Source organism: Chitinophaga sp. (genome assembly GCF_017745275.1).
GTDB lineage: Bacteria > Bacteroidota > Bacteroidia > Chitinophagales > Chitinophagaceae > Chitinophaga.
In genome coordinates, this window is the sequence record NZ_JAGHZS010000001.1 from 843048 (window position 1) to 862353 (window position 19306).

At 45.4% G+C, this 19306-nt stretch carries 19 protein-coding genes; 7 read left to right on the forward strand and 12 right to left on the reverse strand.

Going from position 1 to position 19306, the window contains the following annotated elements; genetic code table 11:
- Nucleotides 1-59 precede the first annotated feature (59 nt).
- The gene (locus tag J7623_RS03285) at nucleotides 60-560 is read left to right on the forward strand and encodes a hypothetical protein (RefSeq protein ID WP_291917114.1); all 501 of its coding nucleotides are present in this window, start codon (nucleotides 60-62) and stop codon (nucleotides 558-560) included.
- Nucleotides 561-655: 95 nt separating this feature from the next.
- Here J7623_RS03285 and J7623_RS03290 read toward each other — a convergent pair whose 3' ends face one another.
- Together J7623_RS03290 and J7623_RS03295 are read right to left on the reverse strand one after the other, a co-directional pair.
- The gene (locus J7623_RS03290; protein WP_291917115.1) at nucleotides 656-1753 is read right to left on the reverse strand and encodes an aminoglycoside phosphotransferase family protein; all 1098 of its coding nucleotides are present in this window, start codon (nucleotides 1751-1753) and stop codon (nucleotides 656-658) included.
- A complete protein-coding gene (locus tag J7623_RS03295; RefSeq protein WP_291917116.1) occupies nucleotides 1744-2646 on the reverse strand; it encodes a sugar phosphate nucleotidyltransferase in 903 nt (300 codons plus the stop codon). Before J7623_RS03295 ends, J7623_RS03290 begins: the two co-directional genes overlap by 10 nt.
- 130 nt (nucleotides 2647-2776) lie before the next feature.
- Between J7623_RS03295 and J7623_RS03300 the strand changes: the two genes are divergently transcribed.
- From J7623_RS03300 to J7623_RS03310, 3 genes are all read left to right on the forward strand, one after another.
- Nucleotides 2777-4117 carry an alpha-L-fucosidase gene (locus tag J7623_RS03300; protein ID WP_291917117.1) on the forward strand — a complete coding sequence of 447 codons (1341 nt, stop codon included), beginning with the start codon at nucleotides 2777-2779 and terminating at the stop codon, nucleotides 4115-4117.
- Nucleotides 4117-5007, forward strand: a complete 891-nt coding sequence (locus J7623_RS03305) for a pyridoxal-phosphate dependent enzyme (protein ID WP_291917118.1) — start codon at nucleotides 4117-4119, stop codon at nucleotides 5005-5007. The genes J7623_RS03300 and J7623_RS03305 overlap by 1 nt, the downstream gene beginning before the upstream one ends.
- A gap of 103 nt (nucleotides 5008-5110) precedes the next feature.
- The gene (locus tag J7623_RS03310) at nucleotides 5111-5800 is read left to right on the forward strand and encodes a hypothetical protein (protein ID WP_291917119.1); all 690 of its coding nucleotides are present in this window, start codon (nucleotides 5111-5113) and stop codon (nucleotides 5798-5800) included.
- Nucleotides 5801-5912: 112 nt separating this feature from the next.
- On the opposite strand, the gene lipB is transcribed toward J7623_RS03310, so the two are convergent.
- Nucleotides 5913-6617, reverse strand: coding sequence for a lipoyl(octanoyl) transferase LipB (gene lipB / locus J7623_RS03315; protein WP_291917120.1), 705 nt, complete (start codon nucleotides 6615-6617; stop codon nucleotides 5913-5915).
- A gap of 118 nt (nucleotides 6618-6735) precedes the next feature.
- Here lipB and J7623_RS03320 point away from each other — a divergent pair, with 118 nt between their 5' ends.
- Both J7623_RS03320 and J7623_RS03325 read left to right on the forward strand, forming a co-directional pair.
- Nucleotides 6736-7812 carry an RluA family pseudouridine synthase gene (locus J7623_RS03320; RefSeq protein WP_291917122.1) on the forward strand — a complete coding sequence of 359 codons (1077 nt, stop codon included), beginning with the start codon at nucleotides 6736-6738 and terminating at the stop codon, nucleotides 7810-7812.
- Between the two features lie 167 nt (nucleotides 7813-7979).
- Nucleotides 7980-9656, forward strand: coding sequence for a gliding motility-associated C-terminal domain-containing protein (locus tag J7623_RS03325; protein ID WP_291917124.1), 1677 nt, complete (start codon nucleotides 7980-7982; stop codon nucleotides 9654-9656).
- Nucleotides 9657-9661: 5 nt separating this feature from the next.
- Here the strand turns inward: J7623_RS03325 and J7623_RS03330 are convergent, their stop codons facing one another.
- The 9 genes from J7623_RS03330 to J7623_RS03370 form a co-directional block, all read right to left on the reverse strand.
- On the reverse strand, nucleotides 9662-10612 hold the full coding sequence (locus J7623_RS03330) for a hypothetical protein (RefSeq protein ID WP_291917125.1): 951 nt from the start codon (nucleotides 10610-10612) through the stop codon (nucleotides 9662-9664).
- Nucleotides 10613-10772: 160 nt separating this feature from the next.
- Nucleotides 10773-11621 carry an anti-sigma factor gene (locus tag J7623_RS03335; protein WP_291917127.1) on the reverse strand — a complete coding sequence of 283 codons (849 nt, stop codon included), beginning with the start codon at nucleotides 11619-11621 and terminating at the stop codon, nucleotides 10773-10775.
- A gap of 9 nt (nucleotides 11622-11630) precedes the next feature.
- Nucleotides 11631-12179, reverse strand: a complete 549-nt coding sequence (locus J7623_RS03340; protein ID WP_291917129.1) for a sigma-70 family RNA polymerase sigma factor — start codon at nucleotides 12177-12179, stop codon at nucleotides 11631-11633.
- Nucleotides 12180-12378: 199 nt separating this feature from the next.
- The gene (locus tag J7623_RS03345) at nucleotides 12379-13254 is read right to left on the reverse strand and encodes an anti-sigma factor (RefSeq protein WP_291917131.1); all 876 of its coding nucleotides are present in this window, start codon (nucleotides 13252-13254) and stop codon (nucleotides 12379-12381) included.
- A 64-nt stretch (nucleotides 13255-13318) separates the two neighbouring features.
- Nucleotides 13319-13837, reverse strand: coding sequence for a sigma-70 family RNA polymerase sigma factor (locus J7623_RS03350; RefSeq protein ID WP_291917133.1), 519 nt, complete (start codon nucleotides 13835-13837; stop codon nucleotides 13319-13321).
- A 104-nt stretch (nucleotides 13838-13941) separates the two neighbouring features.
- Nucleotides 13942-14520 carry a peptide deformylase gene (gene def / locus J7623_RS03355; RefSeq protein ID WP_291917135.1) on the reverse strand — a complete coding sequence of 193 codons (579 nt, stop codon included), beginning with the start codon at nucleotides 14518-14520 and terminating at the stop codon, nucleotides 13942-13944.
- A gap of 84 nt (nucleotides 14521-14604) precedes the next feature.
- Nucleotides 14605-15018, reverse strand: a complete 414-nt coding sequence (gene ruvX / locus J7623_RS03360; RefSeq protein ID WP_291917138.1) for a Holliday junction resolvase RuvX — start codon at nucleotides 15016-15018, stop codon at nucleotides 14605-14607.
- A gap of 91 nt (nucleotides 15019-15109) precedes the next feature.
- Complete coding sequence (locus J7623_RS03365) at nucleotides 15110-15976, reverse strand: UbiA-like polyprenyltransferase (protein WP_291917140.1); 867 nt, start codon at nucleotides 15974-15976, stop codon at nucleotides 15110-15112.
- A gap of 104 nt (nucleotides 15977-16080) precedes the next feature.
- Nucleotides 16081-16620, reverse strand: coding sequence for an RNA methyltransferase (locus J7623_RS03370; RefSeq protein ID WP_366838203.1), 540 nt, complete (start codon nucleotides 16618-16620; stop codon nucleotides 16081-16083).
- A gap of 46 nt (nucleotides 16621-16666) precedes the next feature.
- Here J7623_RS03370 and mutS point away from each other — a divergent pair, with 46 nt between their 5' ends.
- Nucleotides 16667-19276, forward strand: coding sequence for a DNA mismatch repair protein MutS (mutS, locus tag J7623_RS03375; protein ID WP_291917142.1), 2610 nt, complete (start codon nucleotides 16667-16669; stop codon nucleotides 19274-19276).
- The last annotated feature ends 30 nt before the right edge of the window (nucleotides 19277-19306 follow it).

A 19306-nucleotide genomic window follows, 5' to 3' on the forward strand; every position in this document is an offset into this window, starting at 1 on the left:
GAAACAGCAGGCGCCAAAAAATAGCTTACATTGATTGACAAATGATTAATACCCTCATTATGAAACCTATTTTCGTATTACTGGCCCTGGGACTATTCCTTCATAGTGCTGCCCAGCAAACCCCTCCCAGGTTACCTTCCAGCCTGGTACATTTTTTTACAGGCACCTGGAAGGGAGCAGGCACCTTTGCCAATGGCAAGCCCATCGCAGCTACGGCCACTTTTACTTTATCGCTCGACAGTTGCTGGCTGCAATATGAACATGTGGATATACCTCCCAATGTATATAAAGCACATGCTTTATGGGGTGCAGGAAACGATGGTTCTTTACTGGCATATATCTTTGATAACTTCGGCGGACACCGGCAGTTTACCGGTAATTATACCAATGATGCGCTGGTATTGGTGAGCGCACAAATATACCCGGGCAATAAGAAAGTTTATCAGCAATTTGTTTACAGGAAGCTGTCGGCTGCCAGCTTTAAGATGTCATATGAGATGAGTACAGACAGCGTCCAATGGCGTATGGGCGATACATTGATATTCCACCGTGCAGGTTAGATTTGCCATACAGCAAAAAAAATCCCGGTGCAGGAAGCACCGGGATCAAATGATTTCATTTCATTTACTGTTCACGTTCTAAAAAATGATTTCATTTACTGTTCACTTGTTACGCTTACCAGCAGGCATTTGTCGATGATTTCCTGCAGTACCGTTTCTTTTTCCATCAACCGTTGTAAAAGTACCAATTGGTTTTTAGCACGGTTGTAATTGTGTGTCGGATACTTGATGGGATAGTATACATCACCGTTTAAGTAGTCAGTGAGGAACCTGATTCCCTGCATGTAGATCATGAACTTCCCGGCAAAGAACAGTTGTTCTTTTTCTACTTTGGTTAAAGTACCGCCAATCTCTGCGAGATACCCCTGCATAAGGGCTTCGTAGTATTCTTCGCGGATAACGATCTGGCTGAAATCTATTTCTTCTTCAGAAACGGGGCAAACATAGGTACGTACCATGTCCCCAAGATCTGAGATGATTTTTCCGGGCATCAGGGTATCCAGGTCGCAAACACATATACCTTCATAAGTATCCTTGTTCAGCAATACGTTATTGATTTTGGTATCGTGGTGCATCAGATGGTCCCTGAATTCGGGATTTGTTTTCAGTTGTTCATACGTTACAGCGATGTCAGAATAGCGGAGGAATTCTTCAATCATCTCTTCTGCTGCAGCTTTCCTGTCTTCCTTAGCTGTACGGATAGCTTCCTGGAAGGCGCTGTACCGTAAGGTCAGGTTGTGAAAGTTTGGAATAGAAGCTTTAAACGGCTTCAGGTCAATTCCCGAAAGGTAACTGGCAAGGCGGCCAAATTGTCTGGCTGCTTCAAATGCCTGCTTTGGGTTGTCGGCCTGGTCTACCGTTACGGAATCCGCAATAAAAGGGATCATTCTCCAGTATTCGTTGTCAATTACAAAGAGCTCTTCCCCGTTAACCGTGGGGATCGGCGTAATAAACAGATAGCCGGGATGATGTGCTGCCAGGTAATCTGCTGCCATTCTTTGATTGGCGGCGATCACTCCTGGTTCCTTAAACACGTTTACATTGATTTTTTGTAAAACGTATCTACTGCCGTCCTGCTTTTTTTCCAGCAAAAAAGTGTTGTTGATGTGTCCTGATCCAAATTTTCGGACATTTAATCCTTCAGGCTCAAGTCCGAAAGCCTGAAGGATCTTCGTGTTTGGCTTTATTTCCATAAATTGTCTGGATATTCTCCATTGGCAACCAGCGCTGAAAGGCTGGCCTGCACGCCAGGTGCATCTTCTTTGTAAGTAACGCCAAACCATTTAGCGCTGGTAGGCAGTACTTTTACTTCTCCTTTACCACGGCGGATAAACTCATCAGCTACAATCGGAATAAAGAATTCTGATTTAGGATTGCTGAGGTTTTTATCCAGGAATTCGTTGAAAAGGGTTTGACTCAGGTCAAATACACTCGGATGGAATCCCCAGAAGTTCATAGATACCGGCGTGTTAGCAGGCAATGGGTGCTTGCTGCCATCGGCTTCTTCATAAACGATCTGGCCATTTTCCGGGTATATTTTTGTTCTTTCATTGATAGCTGCCAGGTTACCTGCTGCATTCACTTCACATACTCCACGGGATACAGAACCGTGTTCACTTACGGTTTTGCCCAGTTCATAGCCTACAACGCTGTAAACATTGGGTTTGCAGCCATTATTCAGGAATTCTGCCATTTTCACGAAAGAATCGGTACCATAGAAGTCATCCGCGTTAATTACCGCAAATGGCTCATTGATAGCGTTTTTAGCGCAAAGGATCGCATGTGCGGTACCCCATGGCTTGGTCCTGTCGGCCGGAACCGCATGGTCACCTACAAATGAATTCATATCCTGGTATACATAATCAACAGCCACGCGGCCTTTGAGCTTAGGTTCAAAGATTTCTTTGAACTCCGCTGCAAAATTCTCGCGGATGATGAACACTATTTTTCCAAAACCGGCGCTGATAGCGTCGTAAATAGAGTAATCAATGATAGTTTCACCGCTGGGGCCAAATTCCTGGATTTGCTTTAAACTGCCATAACGACTGGCCATACCGGCCGCCAAAATCAATAAAGTCGGTTGCATTTTTTTGATATTAGTTTTATAGTTTTCAATTCTCTACTAAAAATATCGGCGTTAAATTTAATCATTAAAACTATTTTCACACTTTCTTTTTGTGGAGAATACCTTTTTTAAAGATTAATTAAACAGAACAATGAAGAGACTTTTAGTGCTGGGAGCCTTTGCCACGTTGTTTTTTACAAACGCACACGGGCAACAAAAAACGAATCCGGAAGACATTAGTAAAAAAATGCAATGGTTTGCTGATGCCAAACTGGGCATATTCATCCACTGGGGCATTTATTCTGTCAACGGAATTGATGAATCCTGGTCATTCCACAACAAAAAAATATCCTATCCTGATTACATGCAGCAGCTGAAAGGCTTTACTGCCAGTAATTATGATCCGCAGGCCTGGGCCGACCTGATTAAAGCATCCGGTGCCCGCTATGCGGTAATGACCACCAAACACCACGATGGCGTGGCTTTATGGAACAGTAAATTAGGTAAACTGAATGTTGCTACAAGTACACCGGCTAAAAGAGACGTATTGACGCCTTTCTTCGCAGCTTTGCGGCGCGATAGTATCAAATGTGGTGCCTATTTTTCCCTGATAGACTGGAGCTACAAAGATTATCCGCAATTTTTGAAAGATAGCAACCGCTACGAGATCAAGGCACAACCGGAAAGATGGCAGCGCTTCCAGAAATTCTATGAGGGGCAGATGGCCGAAGTGATGAACCAGTTTAACCCCGATCTGTGGTGGTTTGACGGCGATTGGGAACACTCAGCAGACGAATGGGAAGCAAAAAAAATGCGGACCATGCTTACCTCCCATAACCCCAACACCATTATCAACGGACGTTTACAAGGTTATGGCGATTACGAAACACCTGAACAAAACTTCCCGGTATCCCGTCCAAAGTTCCACTGGTGGGAACTTTGCATGACCATCAACAACAACTGGGGATGGCAGCCACAGGATACTAACTGGAAAACACCGTTCGAAATCATTACCATCTTCGTAGATGCTGTGAGCAATGGCGGTAACCTCCTGCTGGACATTGGCCCTAAAGCAGATGGCACCATCCCTGAAGAAGAAGTAACCATGCTGAAGGAACTGGGCGCCTGGAACCAACGCAATGGAGAAGCTGTTTTCAATACCATTGCTGGTATCCCACAGGGACACTTCTATGGTCCTACCACCCTCTCCAAAGATTCTACCACCCTGTACCTGTTCCTCCCTGCTAAAACCAGCGGCCAGGTAATGGTAAAAGGGCTGACCAATAAAATTGAAAGCATCACCATGCTGGGCAGCGGACAACAGCTGCAACACAAGGTAGTGGGCAAAATTTCCTGGAGTGCTGTACCCGGGCTGGTATTTATCGACGTTCCGGCCACAGGACAGGATAAATATATTACCGTGCTGAAACTGAAGCTAGACAAGCCAGTGAAGCTGTACAGGGGCCAGGGTGGATTTTTAACGAATGAATAATGCGTTACGATTCTATTACACTTGATTCCTTTCATACCGCATGGCTGCCTGCTTCTATCCAGGCAGCCATGCTGCGTTTAGACAAGATTCATCCGGAGATATCCGGTAACAAATGGTTTAAGCTAAAAGAAAATATCAATGCTGCCATAGCACAAGGCCGCACTGGCCTGCTGACCTATGGCGGCGCTTATTCCAATCATATTGCCGCTACCGCTATGGCCTGTAAAGAAGCGGGGCTGGCCGCTACAGGGATTATCAGGGGAGAAGAAAATGGCGCAAAATTGAATCACACGCTTCAAACGGCCGCCAGCCTTGGCATGGAACTCTTATTCGTTACCCGGGAAGATTACCGAAATCCTGCTTTAAAAGCGCATTGGGAAGCCCTTTATCCACAATACCTAGCCGTTCCGGAGGGAGGACACAATGCGCTGGGCGCCAAAGGCTGTGAGGAAATAATATCCATCTTCCCCACTACTCACTTTACACATATACTTTGTGCGGCAGGTACCGGTACTACACTGGCAGGACTTATCAACAGTGCGCAGCCACATCAGCGGGTAACCGGCGTCTCCGTTTTAAAAGGTGCACAATACCTGGAGCAGGAAGTACGCGACTTGTTGCACGCCGGCAATACCACGCCCTGGGAATTATTACATGATCATCATGGAGGCGGTTATGCGAAGCAATCTCCCGCACTTATAGATTTTATCAATACTTTTTATACCGACACAGGCATTCCTACGGATATTATTTACACTGGTAAACTGGTGATGGCTTTCCGTGAGTTATTGCAGCAGGGCTATTTTCCGGAGAACAGTCACGTATTGCTTATACATACCGGTGGCCTGCAAGGCAATCTTTCACTGCCCCCCGGCGTTTTATCCTTTTAAAAACTGTTCATTATATTTGAACGGTAGTGTATTTTTGCCAACTTAAAGAGCTCAGGGAATAATCAGTATGAAGCAAATAGTGCGTATAACTTTTGTTATTGGAATGTTTTTATTGACCGCATATACAGGCCGGGCCCAGGAATATACTCCTCCGGTACTACCTCAGTTTGCGGCCTCCATTAAAACCGGCAAAATACAGCTGGACTGGATTTCCGGCTTCACCCAGGTAAAAGAAATTGGTATACAGCGGTCGCTGGATAGCGTGCTGAACTTCAATACCATTGGCTATGCCAGCTATCCTACACAAACCAGAAACGCTTACCTGGATAATAAACCGTTACCTGGCAGCAACTATTACCGCCTGTTTATTTTATTTACCAATGGCCGGTTTATGTACAGTAAAACTGTGCTGGCGCTGTCTGACAGCACTATCCGCGCTGACCAGAAGCTACAGTATGCTGACATTAAAGATGCCGCCAAAGGCCTCAGGGGCAAAGAGCAGGAAAACAAAGAACCAGAAAGAGTGGTGTGGCATCCGTCTAACTATATTTATACCACCGCTGATGGTAATGTGAATATTAAATTGCCGGAGGCTCTGCAGAAAAAATATGCCGTTAAATTCTATGAATCCAATGGCACCTTCCTCTTCGATATTGAACAAGTAAAGGCACCTTTCCTCATTTTAGAGAAAGCCATTTTCCTGCATGCAGGCTGGTTTAACTTTGAAATATTTGAAGACGGCAAACTGAAAGAGAAATGGAATTTGTTTATTCCGTTGAATTATAAAATGTAGCAGAAAGCGAAAAGCATAAAGCATAAAGCTATTAAAGCGAATGACCAGAGCGTATGAATAATTTAAATATTCGCTCTGGTCATTCGCTTTAATAGCTTTATGCTTTCCGCTCTTATATCACTTCAGCTTCAAACACTTCCCCAAAGTGTTTGCTCAGCCGGGCTTTTACTTCCTCCATATTCACTTCTCTGCCCAATTCCCGGTTAAGAGATGCTACCTGTTTATCTGCAATACCACAGGCGATAATATTATTGAAATAATCCATCAGCGTATTTACATTCAGGGCAAAGCCGTGCATGGTTACCCAACGGCTGCACCGTACGCCCATCGCGCATATCTTACGTGCCTTTCCAGGTTGATCAGGATCCAGCCATACACCGGTTTCTCCTTTGGAGCGATCACCGGTTACTCCATAATCCGCCAGGGTACGGATAATTACTTCTTCCAGGCAGCGCAGGTATTTCCCGATATCAGTGAAAAAGTTCTCCAGGTCTATAATGGGATACCCCACTACCTGGCCGGGGCCATGAAAAGTAATATCACCACCGCGATTAGTAGGCACAAAGCCGATACCCTGCTCTTTTAGCTGTTCTTCAGAGATCAACAGGTTTTCTATATGTCCGCTTTTACCAAGCGTGTATACAGGCGGGTGCTCACAAAACAACAGGTAGTTAGTGGTAGGCTTAGGTGTTTGATCGCCGGCCTGTGACTTTAACTGCACATTTTCTTTCAACAACTGCTCCTGGTAATCCCAGGCTGCCTGGTAATCAATTACGCCGAGGTCTTTTACTACAATCTGTTGTTTTACTTTTTCCATGATCATACTTGGTCTTTTCAGCTGCGCAAAGGTACGCCAATTCGCGGTGATACATAACATTTGCGCAGATGGCTGCTAAACTGGCAACTAAACTTTACCTTTGCAAAAAATTATATTAATGGCTGAAGAATTGCTGGAACTGGAAGATGAGCTGGATAACGGTGATGGCAGTGAGGAAATATATGAGAAAATCAATATGGTGGTGGACAAAGGTCAGGAACCCATCCGTATTGATAAATTTCTTACCGCCCGCATAGAAGGTGCCACCCGCAACAAGATACAGCAAGCACTGGATGGTGAAATGGTGATTGTAAATGATAAGCCTGTAAAGGCCAATTACAAGATCAAGCCACTGGACAGGATTGTTGTGTTTTCCAACCGGAACCCGGAGAGTACGGACATTATTCCACAAGAGCTACCGCTGAATATTGTATTTGAAGATGAGGACGTAATGGTCATCGATAAGCCTGCCGGCCTGGTAGTGCATCCTGGTTGTGGTAACCGCGATGGCACACTGGTAAACGGTTTGGCGTGGTACCTGGGTGATAAAACCCAGCCCATTGAGCCGGAGATACCACGGTTTGGCCTGGTACACCGTATCGATAAAAATACCAGTGGTTTGCTGGTGATTGCCAAATCGCCCAAAGCCATGAATGATCTCGCCAAACAGTTCTTTGATCACACCGTACATCGTCGCTATATCGCGCTGGTATGGGGCGATTTTGAAGAAGAGGAAGGCACGGTAGTAGCCCACGTAGGCCGCCACCAGCGCCTGCGCAAAATCATGGATGCCTACCCCGACGGGGAATATGGCAAAGAAGCGATTACCCATTACCGCGTACTGGAACGCTATAACTACGTCAGCCTGGTAGAATGCCGCCTGGAAACCGGCCGTACCCACCAGATCCGCGTACATATGCAACATATCGGTCACTCCCTGTTTAATGATGAAACCTATGGCGGTAACCGCATTGTAAAGGGAACGGTGTATACCAAGTACAAACAGTTTATTGATAACTGTTTTGATATCATGCCCCGTCATGCCCTGCATGCGCAACAGCTGGGTTTCATACATCCACGCACCCGCGAGCAGATGTATTTTGAAAGCGCCATGCCGGCTGATTTTACCAGCGTACTGGAGAAATGGAAAAGATATATTGCGGCAAGGCCTTTGAAAGAAGAGGACCCTACATGATATTCCTGTTATTAAAAAAGGCGTCAGCAGCGGATTTACCGGGCTGACGCCTTTTAGTTTCAACCAGTTAGTGCGCCGTTCAACTCCTTCTCAAATAATTCTGTTTTTATTATTACAAATATTCTACATACTTTAAGTTATCTTAGCGGCAATTACCATGTCAATACATGAGAAGCCATCTACCGAAATCCTTTCGCATCCTATATCTTCTGCCAGCGTTACTGGTAGGTTGCCTGTTCGCTAACACAGCCACAGCACAAGGTAAAACACCTTTTACGGTATCATCCACCTGTGTAAATGACACCTCGTTTTTCCAGATTACTACTCCCGCGGGCATTGATTCGGTGAAATGGTTCTTTGGAGATCCATTGTCTGCCGATAAAGATTCTTCCAAAGTCATTCGTGGCGCTTATCATATTTATCATAATACCGGCACGTATGCAGATACGCTGATCGCCTGGCGCGCCGGTGTACCGGATACCACCATACAATCCATCACAATTGTAACACCGGTTATTTTTGACCTGGGGCCACAGGACATCACCTTGTGTGAAGGATCTACCATGACGCTGAATGCACCCGTGATACCCGGCGCTACCTACCTCTGGCAGGATAGCTCTACCGGCAGCAGTATCCTCGTAGATACTTCCGCTACCTATAAAGTAAAAATCAACGGCTGTCCCAACCCGGACTCCGTCAACGTATTTTACACGCCTATTCCAAAAATAGACCTGGGTAAGGATCTTATTTTATGCACGGGAGAGCATATTGCCTTAGATGCTACTGCTCAAAACTGCACCTATAAATGGAATACCGGAAATACATCACCTACACAGGATGTCACCACTTCCGGTACCTACCATGTAGATATATTTCCAAAAGGTTGTCCTGCCATGTCAGATGAGGTGACCATCACCTTTACCGGCAGCCCTTACCCTTTTTCATTAGGACCCGATACGCTGTTATGCCCGGGAGAAAGTATCCGGATGGCGCCCAATATTCCCGAGGCTACCAAATGGGAATGGAGCACCGGTGCCACCACACCGGCCGTAACGATTACCTCCACTACCAACCTGTGGGCATTGGTGGAGATAAATCATACCTGTAGCGTGGTGGATACCATTTTTATCAACTACAACCGGCTTAAGAAACTTAACCTGGGCAATGATACCACCATTTGTAAAGGCAACTTCCTGGTGCTGACCGCCGACTTTGGCAATGGTACCTACCGCTGGCAGGATGGTTCAGATCAGGCCACCTATTATGTAACCAAACCGGGTTATTATTATGTAGATGCAAAAATCGGCCGCTGCGAATCCACCGATAGTATTTCAGTGTCTTTTGATGACACGCTGCGGGTAAACCTGGGGCCGGATACATTGCTGTGCAGAAATGAAATATTTGTATTACGTGCCACGGGTGCGGGTGGTGGCCATTACAAATGGCAGGACAGTACCAGTACGCCCATGTATACGGTTACCAGGCCTGGTTTGTATGCCATTGTGGCGTATAATAGCTGTGGCAAAACAGCCGATTCCATAGTAGTGAGGTATCATGATTGTGCCTGTCAGCTGTACTTCCCTACTGCCTTTACGCCCAATGGAGACGGCCGGAATGATTATTTCAGGCCTATCTACCGGTGTCCCATATACGATTATACGATCAGCATCTATAACCGCTGGGGAGAACGGGTGTTTTACACCACAGATCCACAAATAGGCTGGACGGGGCGCGTGAACGGCAAGCTGGCCGACGTAGCCACTTATGTATGGATTGTAGACTACAAAGAAGTGGAAACAAAAATACCGGTGCATAAGACCGGTACCATTACGTTAATCAACTAGATCACTTACTGTGGCGGCGTAAAATTGAGGAATTTTGCCACAAATACGGCTGTTTCCCGTTTTTTAAAGGGTACATTCCAGGTGCCGTTATAAGTGACCAGTGAGGGGATGAGCAGGCCATTGAACTTTGTCATCTGTACATTCATCTTCACATTGAAGTCAAACAGCATGGTTTTATAGGAAAGTGCATATTTACGGCCTACAATTTCAAAATTATCTTTATTAAACCAGGTGATCAGCTCATCAATCACTACATCGGCCCTATCGATACGACTCAACCCTGGCTTTGCTTTAGCTGTAAATACATAGCAAGGGGTTCCATCTACATAGTTTTCGGCAGAAATAGAGAAGTCGTAAAAGCGCATCACTTCGTAATTGAAGATGGCTACTTTTTGTCCTACGATAGGCACGCCACGCACGGGTTTGCCGGGATTAAAGATCAGTTGTTTCAGTTGTGCTTTATGCCGGGCCAGGCTGCCACCGGAGCGCTCCGGTGTTTCACCGGCATCATCTGCACATACAGTTCCTTTTACAAAAAACAGGTTAGCGTATAATTCGGCTGTATAATAATTGTAATTGCCTTTGCGGGTGTAGAAGTCGCCGGTCACTTTTTCATTGGCCACTTTCATGGTCATACATTTCCCCTTTACTTCCTGGTGGGTTTCATTGTAAAGGGACGCTTGTATAGCGGCCTGTTTATCCAGTACACGTATGTCGTTAACGGCATCGAAGCCTACTACATGCAGGTTTTTGAATGCACGATAGAAGGTGGTGTCGTCTTCTACTCTTTTGATAAAACTATTAACGTCAAAGCCTATACGTTTAGCAGCAACAATTACCTCATCCAGGTTTACCGTCATTCCTTTGTAACGGGCGGTGTCCTGGGCGGTCAGTTGCAGGTAGGTTAATCCAAATAGCACTACGGTTCCGGCTATACTTTTCCAAATATGTGACATGGGTGCAATTTAGGGAAAAGTTCCAGCATTGCATGGAAGCTGAAAGCGTAAAGCATAAAGCATAAAGCGATTGTAGCGGATAGACCTAAGCGAATAATATTCGCAAAGATCATCCGCTACAATCGCTTTATGCTTTCTGCTTTATGCTTTCAGCTCAATCTCACCCCGGTATTTTTCCGGCCACATACATTTGTTCCATAGTTGGCGATGCAGCACCACCTTTTTTCTCCAGGGTAACGGCAAACATTTGTGCTTTACCGGTCACTTTCATTTTCTGGAGGAGGCTGGCGGTATCACCCATTTCGAACACACCCATATCTACTGGTTTGCCATCTACGATAGCCCACAGTTGATACTGTTTGTCGGCGGCTGGTTCTGGCAGTTTGTTTACTTTCAGATACACCTGCTGACTGGATGGGTTCCAGAATACGGTAGCTAATGCTTCAGGGAATGCTTTGGTACCTGGCATTGGCACTTTCAATACTTTAGGATCCTGGATAATTTCCATAGATTCCTGCATTTGTTCTAAGCGGCTTTTGTACAAGTTGCTCTTGGACAAAATGGAATTCTGAGAAAGCAACAAAGATTCATACTTGTCTTTGTACTCCCGGAATAATTTGTACCGGTTAAAGAACACATAATTTAAAATGAGGCTGCCGATCAGCAATACGGCGGCCACGGTGGCAATCCATTTCCAGGATAGGCTTTTGGTTTCTTGCATGGACACTACTTTTGATGGTTGCAGTTCTTCATCGGAAGCAAATGCTTCCTCCTGCAGATTGGGTTCATTATTGATTTTGGAGAATAAACTTGTTTTGATACCTGGTTGCGGATCTATCCCCTGCATCTCAATATACGCTTCCATATTACGGCGATAGGTTTCTACCTGGGCTGCCACTTCCGGAAACTGTGCCATAGCGGCTTCCAGCTCGCGTACCTCTTGTTCGGTAGCAATGCCAGCCATATACAGCTCAATAATTCCGGATGATATGAAATCTTGTGAGTCCACTATAAAAATTTACTTGTTCAAAATGTGTCTTAGTTGAATAATTGCGTTGCGCATTCTAGTTTTCACAGTACCTAACGGGATTTCCAGTGCGCGTGCTATTTCCTCCTGGGTACAACCTTTATAATAAGCCAGGTCGATGAGGGTACGTTGCTCTTTTGTCAACTGTTCCAATATTTGGGAAAAACCAATATAGTCGGTAGATAACTGAACGGTTAAGGCACTGTTGAGGATATTTACGTGATCTGTTATATGTTGTATACGTTGTTCCTGCTTGTAGGATTTGGAACGAAGTATGTCGATGGCAGCATTGCGGGTAATGTTGAGCATCCAGGTAAAAAGGCGGCCTTTTTCTTCGTTGTAGCGATCGTTATTTCGCCAGATTTTCAAAAACACTTCCTGCAACACGTCCCCTGCGGAACTGTCGTTGTTCAGTACTTTTACAATCACCCCATACAGGGCAGGTGAATATTGATCATATAAGTAACTAAACACCTTCTGGTCGCGGGCTTTCAGGCCCTGTACCAGCTCTGCTTCTGTGTATATTGGAGTGTATTCCAAAATGGACCGGATATGATTAATGGTGTTTAATAGTGGCGCTGATTCCAGCACACGACAAAACGAAACATGATCTTCATGACATCAGCCTTCCAGGATATTCCTCAATAACGTTCTATATGTCTTTTTGTAATTAACGGGGCTTATGCTATAAGCGATATAACGATTCCTAACGATAGATACACTACTACCGTGTAAAAATTCACTTCGTCACTTTAGCGGACATGCAAACCTGGTTCATAGAAGGTTCGGTACTACCACCCTTTTTTTCCAGCGTAATGGCAAAGCCTTGCGCTACTGCCACTGCTTTCATATGCTGCAGTTCCTGTGTCAGTTCTGCACCGGTATCGAAAACGCCTGCATCTACTAGTTTCTTATTCACGATGGCCCACAACTGAAACTGTTTTCCGGCTGGTGGGAGAGGCATTATTTTCGCCTGCAGGTAAACGGCCTGTGTTTGGGCATTCCAGCCTACAGATACAGACTTACCAGCATATGCACCACCACCTTGTAGTTGTGTCCACTTAAAATCAGGGTTACTCAAAGGGTCAGGATCTACGGGAATAGCAGTTGTTTCTTTAGAACTGGTCAGTGCCTGATGTTCTTTCTCTGCATCCAGTTTTTCTTTGGTGGCTATTAACGACTTATAGCGACTCTTGTAATCAGTGGATTTCTGGAAGAAAAAGAAATTCATGACCACACTTCCTATCAACAACACTACAATAGCTGCAGTCAGGTATTTCCACAAGCGATCCGATGATGATTTGGGAGTAGCTAAATACTTTATGGGTGTTTCTTTTTCTATATCAGGTTTTTTTTTACCCGGCACCTGGTGGCCATTATGTTTTGCACCATTCATGGGTGCACGCAATTCTTCCGGCAACAGCTTATTCCCATCTTCGGTATTTTCCTGACGGATGATTTCCGTTAACCGGTTCTTAATGCCAGTAGGAGGAGCCACGGCATAGAGTTGTACAAATCGTTCTTTGTCCTGCTGCAGCAGGTCCAACGCAGCTTTTACATCAGGGTATTGCGACACCAATTTTTCCACCTCGGTCTGTTCCGTTTCTGGTAACATACCAAATACGTAACTTTCGAGGATTCCTGATGATATGTAACGTTGAACGTCCACAGTTATGTGATTACAATTGTTTTAAGAGTGTTCTCAATTGTATAATGGCATTGCGCATGCGAGTTTTCACAGTGCCCAATGGTATTTCAAGGGACTTAGCTATTTCTTCCTGGGTATGTCCCTTGAAATAAGCCATGTCTATAATTATACGCTGATCTTTTTGCAAACGTTCAATCACCTTGCTGAGGCCAAGATGATCTACCGACAGATGCACTGCCAGTTGTGGCTCATACATCAGCGCTACGCTGTTAACATCTTGTACCCGTTGATCCAGTTTGTGATTTTTTGAGCGGAGACTATCGATGGCGGTATTACGTGTTATATTCAGCATCCAGGTAAACAACCGTCCTTTTGAAGCATCGTAACGGTCTATATTACGCCATATTTTTACAAAAACTTCCTGTAAAACGTCCCCTGCTGCGGCTTCTTCTCCAACTACTTTGAGGGCAACACCATATAACGCCGGTGAGTAATGGTCATACAAATAAGTAAATATCTTTTCATCCCTGGCCAAAAGGCCCTGAATCAATTCAACTTCAGTGTATGTTAAGGTCGCTCCCAAGTTTGAGGATATGGATGTGATACTTTATGATACCAAAATAACAGGTTTTCTTTACATTACAAAATTATTTCCTATTTAGGGAACGTCATTTTGTAATCCACCCTGATTTTACCTTTGGTGATATCGTCGAGCTTACTTTTCAACATTCTGCGCTTCAGTGGCTTCAGGTGATCAATGAATAAAACCCCGTCGATGTGATCATATTCGTGCAGGATAACGCGGGCTGTCACACCTGTAAAAGTTCTCTCATGTGGAGTGAAGTTTTCGTCCACATAGCTAAGCGTAACTGTTTCTGCGCGGTTTACATCTTCCCGTACCTTTGGAATGCTCAGGCAGCCTTCATTATAGGCCCAGTCTTTCCCACCGGTTTCTACGATATGCGCATTGATAAAAACGCCTTTTACGCCTTCATCACCAGGGTAGTCGTTTTTCTCGTCTTCTTCCAGATTATCTATAATTTGTTTGCTATCTACCACAAACAGGCGAATAGCTTTATTAACCTGTGGAGCAGCAATGCCCACGCCGTTTGAACCATACATGGTTTCCCACATATTAGCAATTAATTCCTTCAGGTTTGGATATTCTGGTGTGATATCTTCTGCTACTTTCCTCAAAACCGGGTGCCCGTAAGCAACTATTGGCAAAATCATGTTCAAATATTGGTTTAATCCGCAAAGATAGACATTTTAAGCTTCTTTGTATTGCGTGAGCCGCCTGATTATACTGATTTTTTATTATATCTTATTTTGCAGATACTCCTGTAATATGATCGTAGCGCTGATTTCATCGACCAGGGCCTTATTACGGCGGTCTTTTTTCTTCAGGCCACTATCAATCATCGCCTGGAAAGCCATTTTGGAGGTAAACCGTTCATCGACCTTTACTACGGGGATATCAGGAAAATTCTTTTTAATAATCCGGATGCATTCGATCACCAGCGCTGTAGCGTCGGTAGCGTTGCCATCCAGGTTTTTAGGTTCTCCGATCACAATTGTTTCTACCGGTTCTGTGGCAAAATATTTCTTGAGGAAAGGAATCAACTCGTGCGTAGGAATGGTGGTCAGTCCGCTCGCAATCAATTGCATCGGATCTGTTACGGCCAGTCCTGTTCTTTTTTTTCCGTAATCAATTGCCATTAAACGGGGCATGAGAAAGCTTTTATCTGTTAGCAGTTAGCTTTTAGCCGTTAGTGATAGCCTGTTAGTTGTTGCTAACAGCTAAAAGCTAATGGCTAAAAGCTTATATAAAAATGAGCATATCTGCAATGGTAAATACTGCGAAAACAACGCTGGCAATACCATTGGTAGTCATAAACATAATATTCACCTTACTCAGGTCGTCTGGTTTTACCAACAGATGCTGGGATACCAGCATCACTACGAAAACTGCGGCACCTATCCAGAACAGCCAGTGGAAGCCGCCGGCAAGCCCGATGGTCACTACCAGCGCCGCTGCTATTACGTGTAACAGCTCTGAAAAACGAAGGGCACCGGAAAGTCCCAGCCACGCCGGGATAGAGTTCAGTTGTTGCGACTTATCAAAATCTTCGTCCTGTAAGGAATAAATAATATCAAATCCGGATACCCAGCACAGCACCAGTACAGATACCAATACCGGCAACACGGCAAACTGGCCGGTTACCGCCAGGTAGGCACCTATAGGCGCCAATGATAGCCCTACGCCCAATACCAGGTGACAAAGGGCTGTAAAACGCTTGGTATAGCTATATCCCAGCACTACCAGCAACGCTACCGGCGACAGGAAGAAACAGATGCGGTTAATAAACCAGGTGGTGATAATAAACAATACCACATTGGCGATAATAAAAAACATAGCATTTTTGGGAGATATAATACCTGCAGGTATTTCTCTTTTCGCCGTACGTGGGTTCAATTTATCAATGTCCACATCGAGCCAGCGGTTGAACGCCATGGCGGCACTCCTCGCAAACACCATACACAATACCACGAGGCCGAAGGTAGCCCAGCTGAAATGTCCACCGCCCTTGGTAGTAGCCATGAAATAGCCCGTCAATGCAAAAGGCATGGCAAAAATGGTATGGCTAAACTTTACCAGTGACAGATATTTATTCACCGTTGAGATCATGTTCTAGCTTTTAGGTTTTAGCTGTTGGCTTTTAGTGTTTTTATAAAGACTAAAAGCTTTTATGATTAATATTTTGTTGTACCAGGTTGGTCATCAGCCCAAAGCTAACGGCTAAGAGCTGACAGCTTTACAAAGATATCCCAAACTACAATACCGGTGGTCACAGAAATATTCAGGGAGTGTTTCATGCCCAGCTGAGGGATTTCAATACAGCCATCCACCAGCTTCATCACTTCCCCGTCTACCCCGCTGACTTCGTTCCCAAAAACGAGTGCCAGTGGCTGCCCCGCAGGTGGCTGGAAACGATCCAGCATATGGCTGTTCACCGCCTGTTCGATGGCCAGTACCTTATAACCCGCTGCTTTCAGTTCCTCCACCGCGTTTACGGTAGTATCGAAATACTGCCATTCCACGGTTTCCGTAGCTCCCAACGCCGTTTTGTTGATATCACGGTGAGGTGGCACGGGGGTATACCCGCAAAGTACGATACCCTGCACCAAAAAAGCATCTGCAGTACGGAATACGGAGCCCACATTGTGCATGCTGCGTATATTATCGAGTACCAGTACGATAGGCGTTTTATCGGCCGCCTTGAACTCAGCTACCGTTTTACGGCCCAGTTCATCCATGCTTAATTTTCTCATCACCTGCAAAGATAATAGGATGGGATGAGTTTTATATATTTGCGCCATGGCAAAAAGTAAATCGGAAGAAACCCCGCTCATGCAACAACATAAGGCCATCAAGGCGAAATACCCTGATGCCGTACTGTTGTTCCGTGTTGGCGATTTTTATGAGACCTTCAGTGAGGATGCAGTCATAGCTGCCCGGGTATTGGGCATCGTGTTAACCAAGCGGGCTAATGGCTCCGCTTCTTATGTAGACCTGGCCGGATTTCCCCACCATTCGTTAGATACTTATCTGCATAAACTGGTAAAAGCCGGCTATCGTGTAGCCGTATGCGATCAACTGGAAGATCCTAAAACAGTAAAAGGTATTGTAAAACGTGGCGTTACCGAAATGGTCACCCCCGGTGTAGCCGTGAATGATAAGCTGCTGGAAAATTCCAGCAACAACTTCCTGGCTGCCGTACATTTCGGTACGGACGTTACCGGCGTATCTTTCCTGGATATTTCTACCGGCGAATTCTTTATCGCCGAAGGCAGTATAGAATATGTGGATAAACTCCTGCAAAGCTTCCGCCCCGCAGAAGTGCTCTTCGCCAAACAACAGCAGAAACATTTTAAAGCCACTTTTGGCACCCGCTTCTATACTTACACCATGGATGAGTGGATATTTACCACCACCTATGCGGAAGAAATACTGCTCAAACATTTTGAAACACATTCCCTGAAAGGATATGGAGTAGATGGCCTCCCCGCCGCTATCATCGCCGCAGGCGCCACCCTCCACTACCTGAAAGATACCGAACATCCGCACCTGCAGCACATCACCCGTATGCAGCGTATCAGCCAGGACGATTTTCTGTGGATGGACCGTTTCACTGTACGCAACCTGGAACTGCTGAACAGCAGTGTGGAAAACGGACATACCCTGCTGAAAGTGCTGGATAACACCGTAACCCCGATGGGCGCCCGTCTGCTTAAACGCTGGATGGTATTCCCCCTGCGTGATATCAAGGCGATCAACGAGCGATTGGACACCGTAGAATACTTCATCAAAGAAACTGATCTTTCGAAATCACTTACGCATCACCTGAAGCAAACCGGTGACCTGGAAAGACTGGTCTCCAAAATCCCGCTGCGGAAGATCAATCCCCGGGAAGTAATGCAACTCGCCCGCTCCCTGGAGCAGGTAAAAGATGTACAGGCATTGCTGGCCAACACCAATAACGACTACCTCAAACGCCTGAACGAAAAATTGGATCCCTGTACACCATTGCTGAACCGGATCCTCAACGAAATTGCAGAGAATCCACCAGTACTGGTGAATAAAGGCGGTTGTATTAAAGAGGGTGTCAATGCGGAACTGGATGAACTGCGCAATATCGCCAACAAAGGCAAAGACTACCTCCTTCAAATACAGCAGAAAGAATCAGAAGCAACCGGTATTCCTTCCCTGAAAATAGCCTTCAACAACGTATTTGGTTATTACCTGGAAGTTACCAACACCCATAAAAACAAAGTACCGGAGCGCTGGATGCGTAAGCAAACGCTCGCTAATGCGGAACGTTACATTACCCCGGAGCTGAAAGAATATGAAGAAAAGATCGTAGGTGCGGAAGATAAAATCCAGGTGCTGGAAGCCAGGCTGTTTGAAGAACTGGTAGTGGCCCTGCAGGAATTTATTAAGCCTGTACAGGAAGATGCACAGGTATTTGCGCGGATCGACTGTCTCCTTTGCTTTGCGCAAAACGCCATGCAATACAAATATCGTCGTCCCAATATCAACGAAGGCTTTGACCTGGTGATCAAGGAAGGACGGCACCCGGTAATAGAAAGAGGATTGCCGGCCGGCGATACTTATGTATCCAATGATCTGCAACTGGACAAAGAACAGCAGCAAATCATTATTCTGACCGGTCCTAACATGAGTGGTAAATCGGCGCTGTTGCGTCAAACCGCTCTTATCACGCTGATGGCGCACATGGGTAGCTTTGTACCGGCCAACAGTGCAGACATCGGGCTCACGGATAAAATTTTCACCCGTGTAGGCGCTTCCGATAACCTTAGCGGCGGCGAATCTACCTTCATGGTGGAAATGAATGAAACGGCCAGTATTATTAACAGCATCACGCCCCGCAGCTTAGTGATATTGGATGAAATAGGCCGTGGCACCAGTACCTACGATGGTATCTCTATTGCCTGGAGTATCGTGGAATACCTCCATGATATGACCCAACACCGTCCGAAAACATTATTTGCCACGCACTATCATGAACTGAATGAGCTGGAAAATAAACATGGCCGGGTAAAGAACTTCCATATCACCAATATGGAATCCGGCAATAAAATTATTTTCCTACGCAAACTGGCAGCAGGTGGGAGTCGCCATAGCTTTGGTATCCACGTGGCCCGTATGGCAGGGATGCCGCCGGAGCTGATTAACCGTGCGAACGAAGTGCTGGCCAATCTTGAAGAAAAACATATTGACGCACCTTTACAGAAAAATGTGAAGCAACTCAATACGCCTTCACAGAAGTTGCAGTTAAATATTTTTGATGCGCATAGTGATACTTTCCAGCAGATAAGAGAGAAACTGGATCATGTGGATATTAACCGGTTAACACCAGTGGAAGCGTTGCTAAAACTGAGTGAGATTAAGAATATGATTGGATAACTGCATATAACGACATAAAAAAAGTCCCCC

Coding starts and splice junctions, on each gene's coding strand:
- J7623_RS03285 (WP_291917114.1), top strand. CDS start 60: ATGAAACCTATTTTCGTATTACTGGCCCTGGGACTATTCCTTCATAGT.
- J7623_RS03290 (WP_291917115.1), bottom strand. CDS start 1,753: ATGGAAATAAAGCCAAACACGAAGATCCTTCAGGCTTTCGGACTTGAG.
- J7623_RS03295 (WP_291917116.1), bottom strand. CDS start 2,646: ATGCAACCGACTTTATTGATTTTGGCGGCCGGTATGGCCAGTCGTTAT.
- J7623_RS03300 (WP_291917117.1), top strand. CDS start 2,777: ATGAAGAGACTTTTAGTGCTGGGAGCCTTTGCCACGTTGTTTTTTACA.
- J7623_RS03305 (WP_291917118.1), top strand. CDS start 4,117: ATGCGTTACGATTCTATTACACTTGATTCCTTTCATACCGCATGGCTG.
- J7623_RS03310 (WP_291917119.1), top strand. CDS start 5,111: ATGTTTTTATTGACCGCATATACAGGCCGGGCCCAGGAATATACTCCT.
- lipB (WP_291917120.1), bottom strand. CDS start 6,617: ATGGAAAAAGTAAAACAACAGATTGTAGTAAAAGACCTCGGCGTAATT.
- J7623_RS03320 (WP_291917122.1), top strand. CDS start 6,736: ATGGCTGAAGAATTGCTGGAACTGGAAGATGAGCTGGATAACGGTGAT.
- J7623_RS03325 (WP_291917124.1), top strand. CDS start 7,980: ATGAGAAGCCATCTACCGAAATCCTTTCGCATCCTATATCTTCTGCCA.
- J7623_RS03330 (WP_291917125.1), bottom strand. CDS start 10,612: ATGTCACATATTTGGAAAAGTATAGCCGGAACCGTAGTGCTATTTGGA.
- J7623_RS03345 (WP_291917131.1), bottom strand. CDS start 13,254: ATGTTACCAGAAACGGAACAGACCGAGGTGGAAAAATTGGTGTCGCAA.
- def (WP_291917135.1), bottom strand. CDS start 14,520: ATGATTTTGCCAATAGTTGCTTACGGGCACCCGGTTTTGAGGAAAGTA.
- ruvX (WP_291917138.1), bottom strand. CDS start 15,018: ATGCCCCGTTTAATGGCAATTGATTACGGAAAAAAAAGAACAGGACTG.
- J7623_RS03365 (WP_291917140.1), bottom strand. CDS start 15,976: ATGATCTCAACGGTGAATAAATATCTGTCACTGGTAAAGTTTAGCCAT.
- J7623_RS03370 (WP_366838203.1), bottom strand. CDS start 16,620: ATGAGAAAATTAAGCATGGATGAACTGGGCCGTAAAACGGTAGCTGAG.
- mutS (WP_291917142.1), top strand. CDS start 16,667: ATGGCAAAAAGTAAATCGGAAGAAACCCCGCTCATGCAACAACATAAG.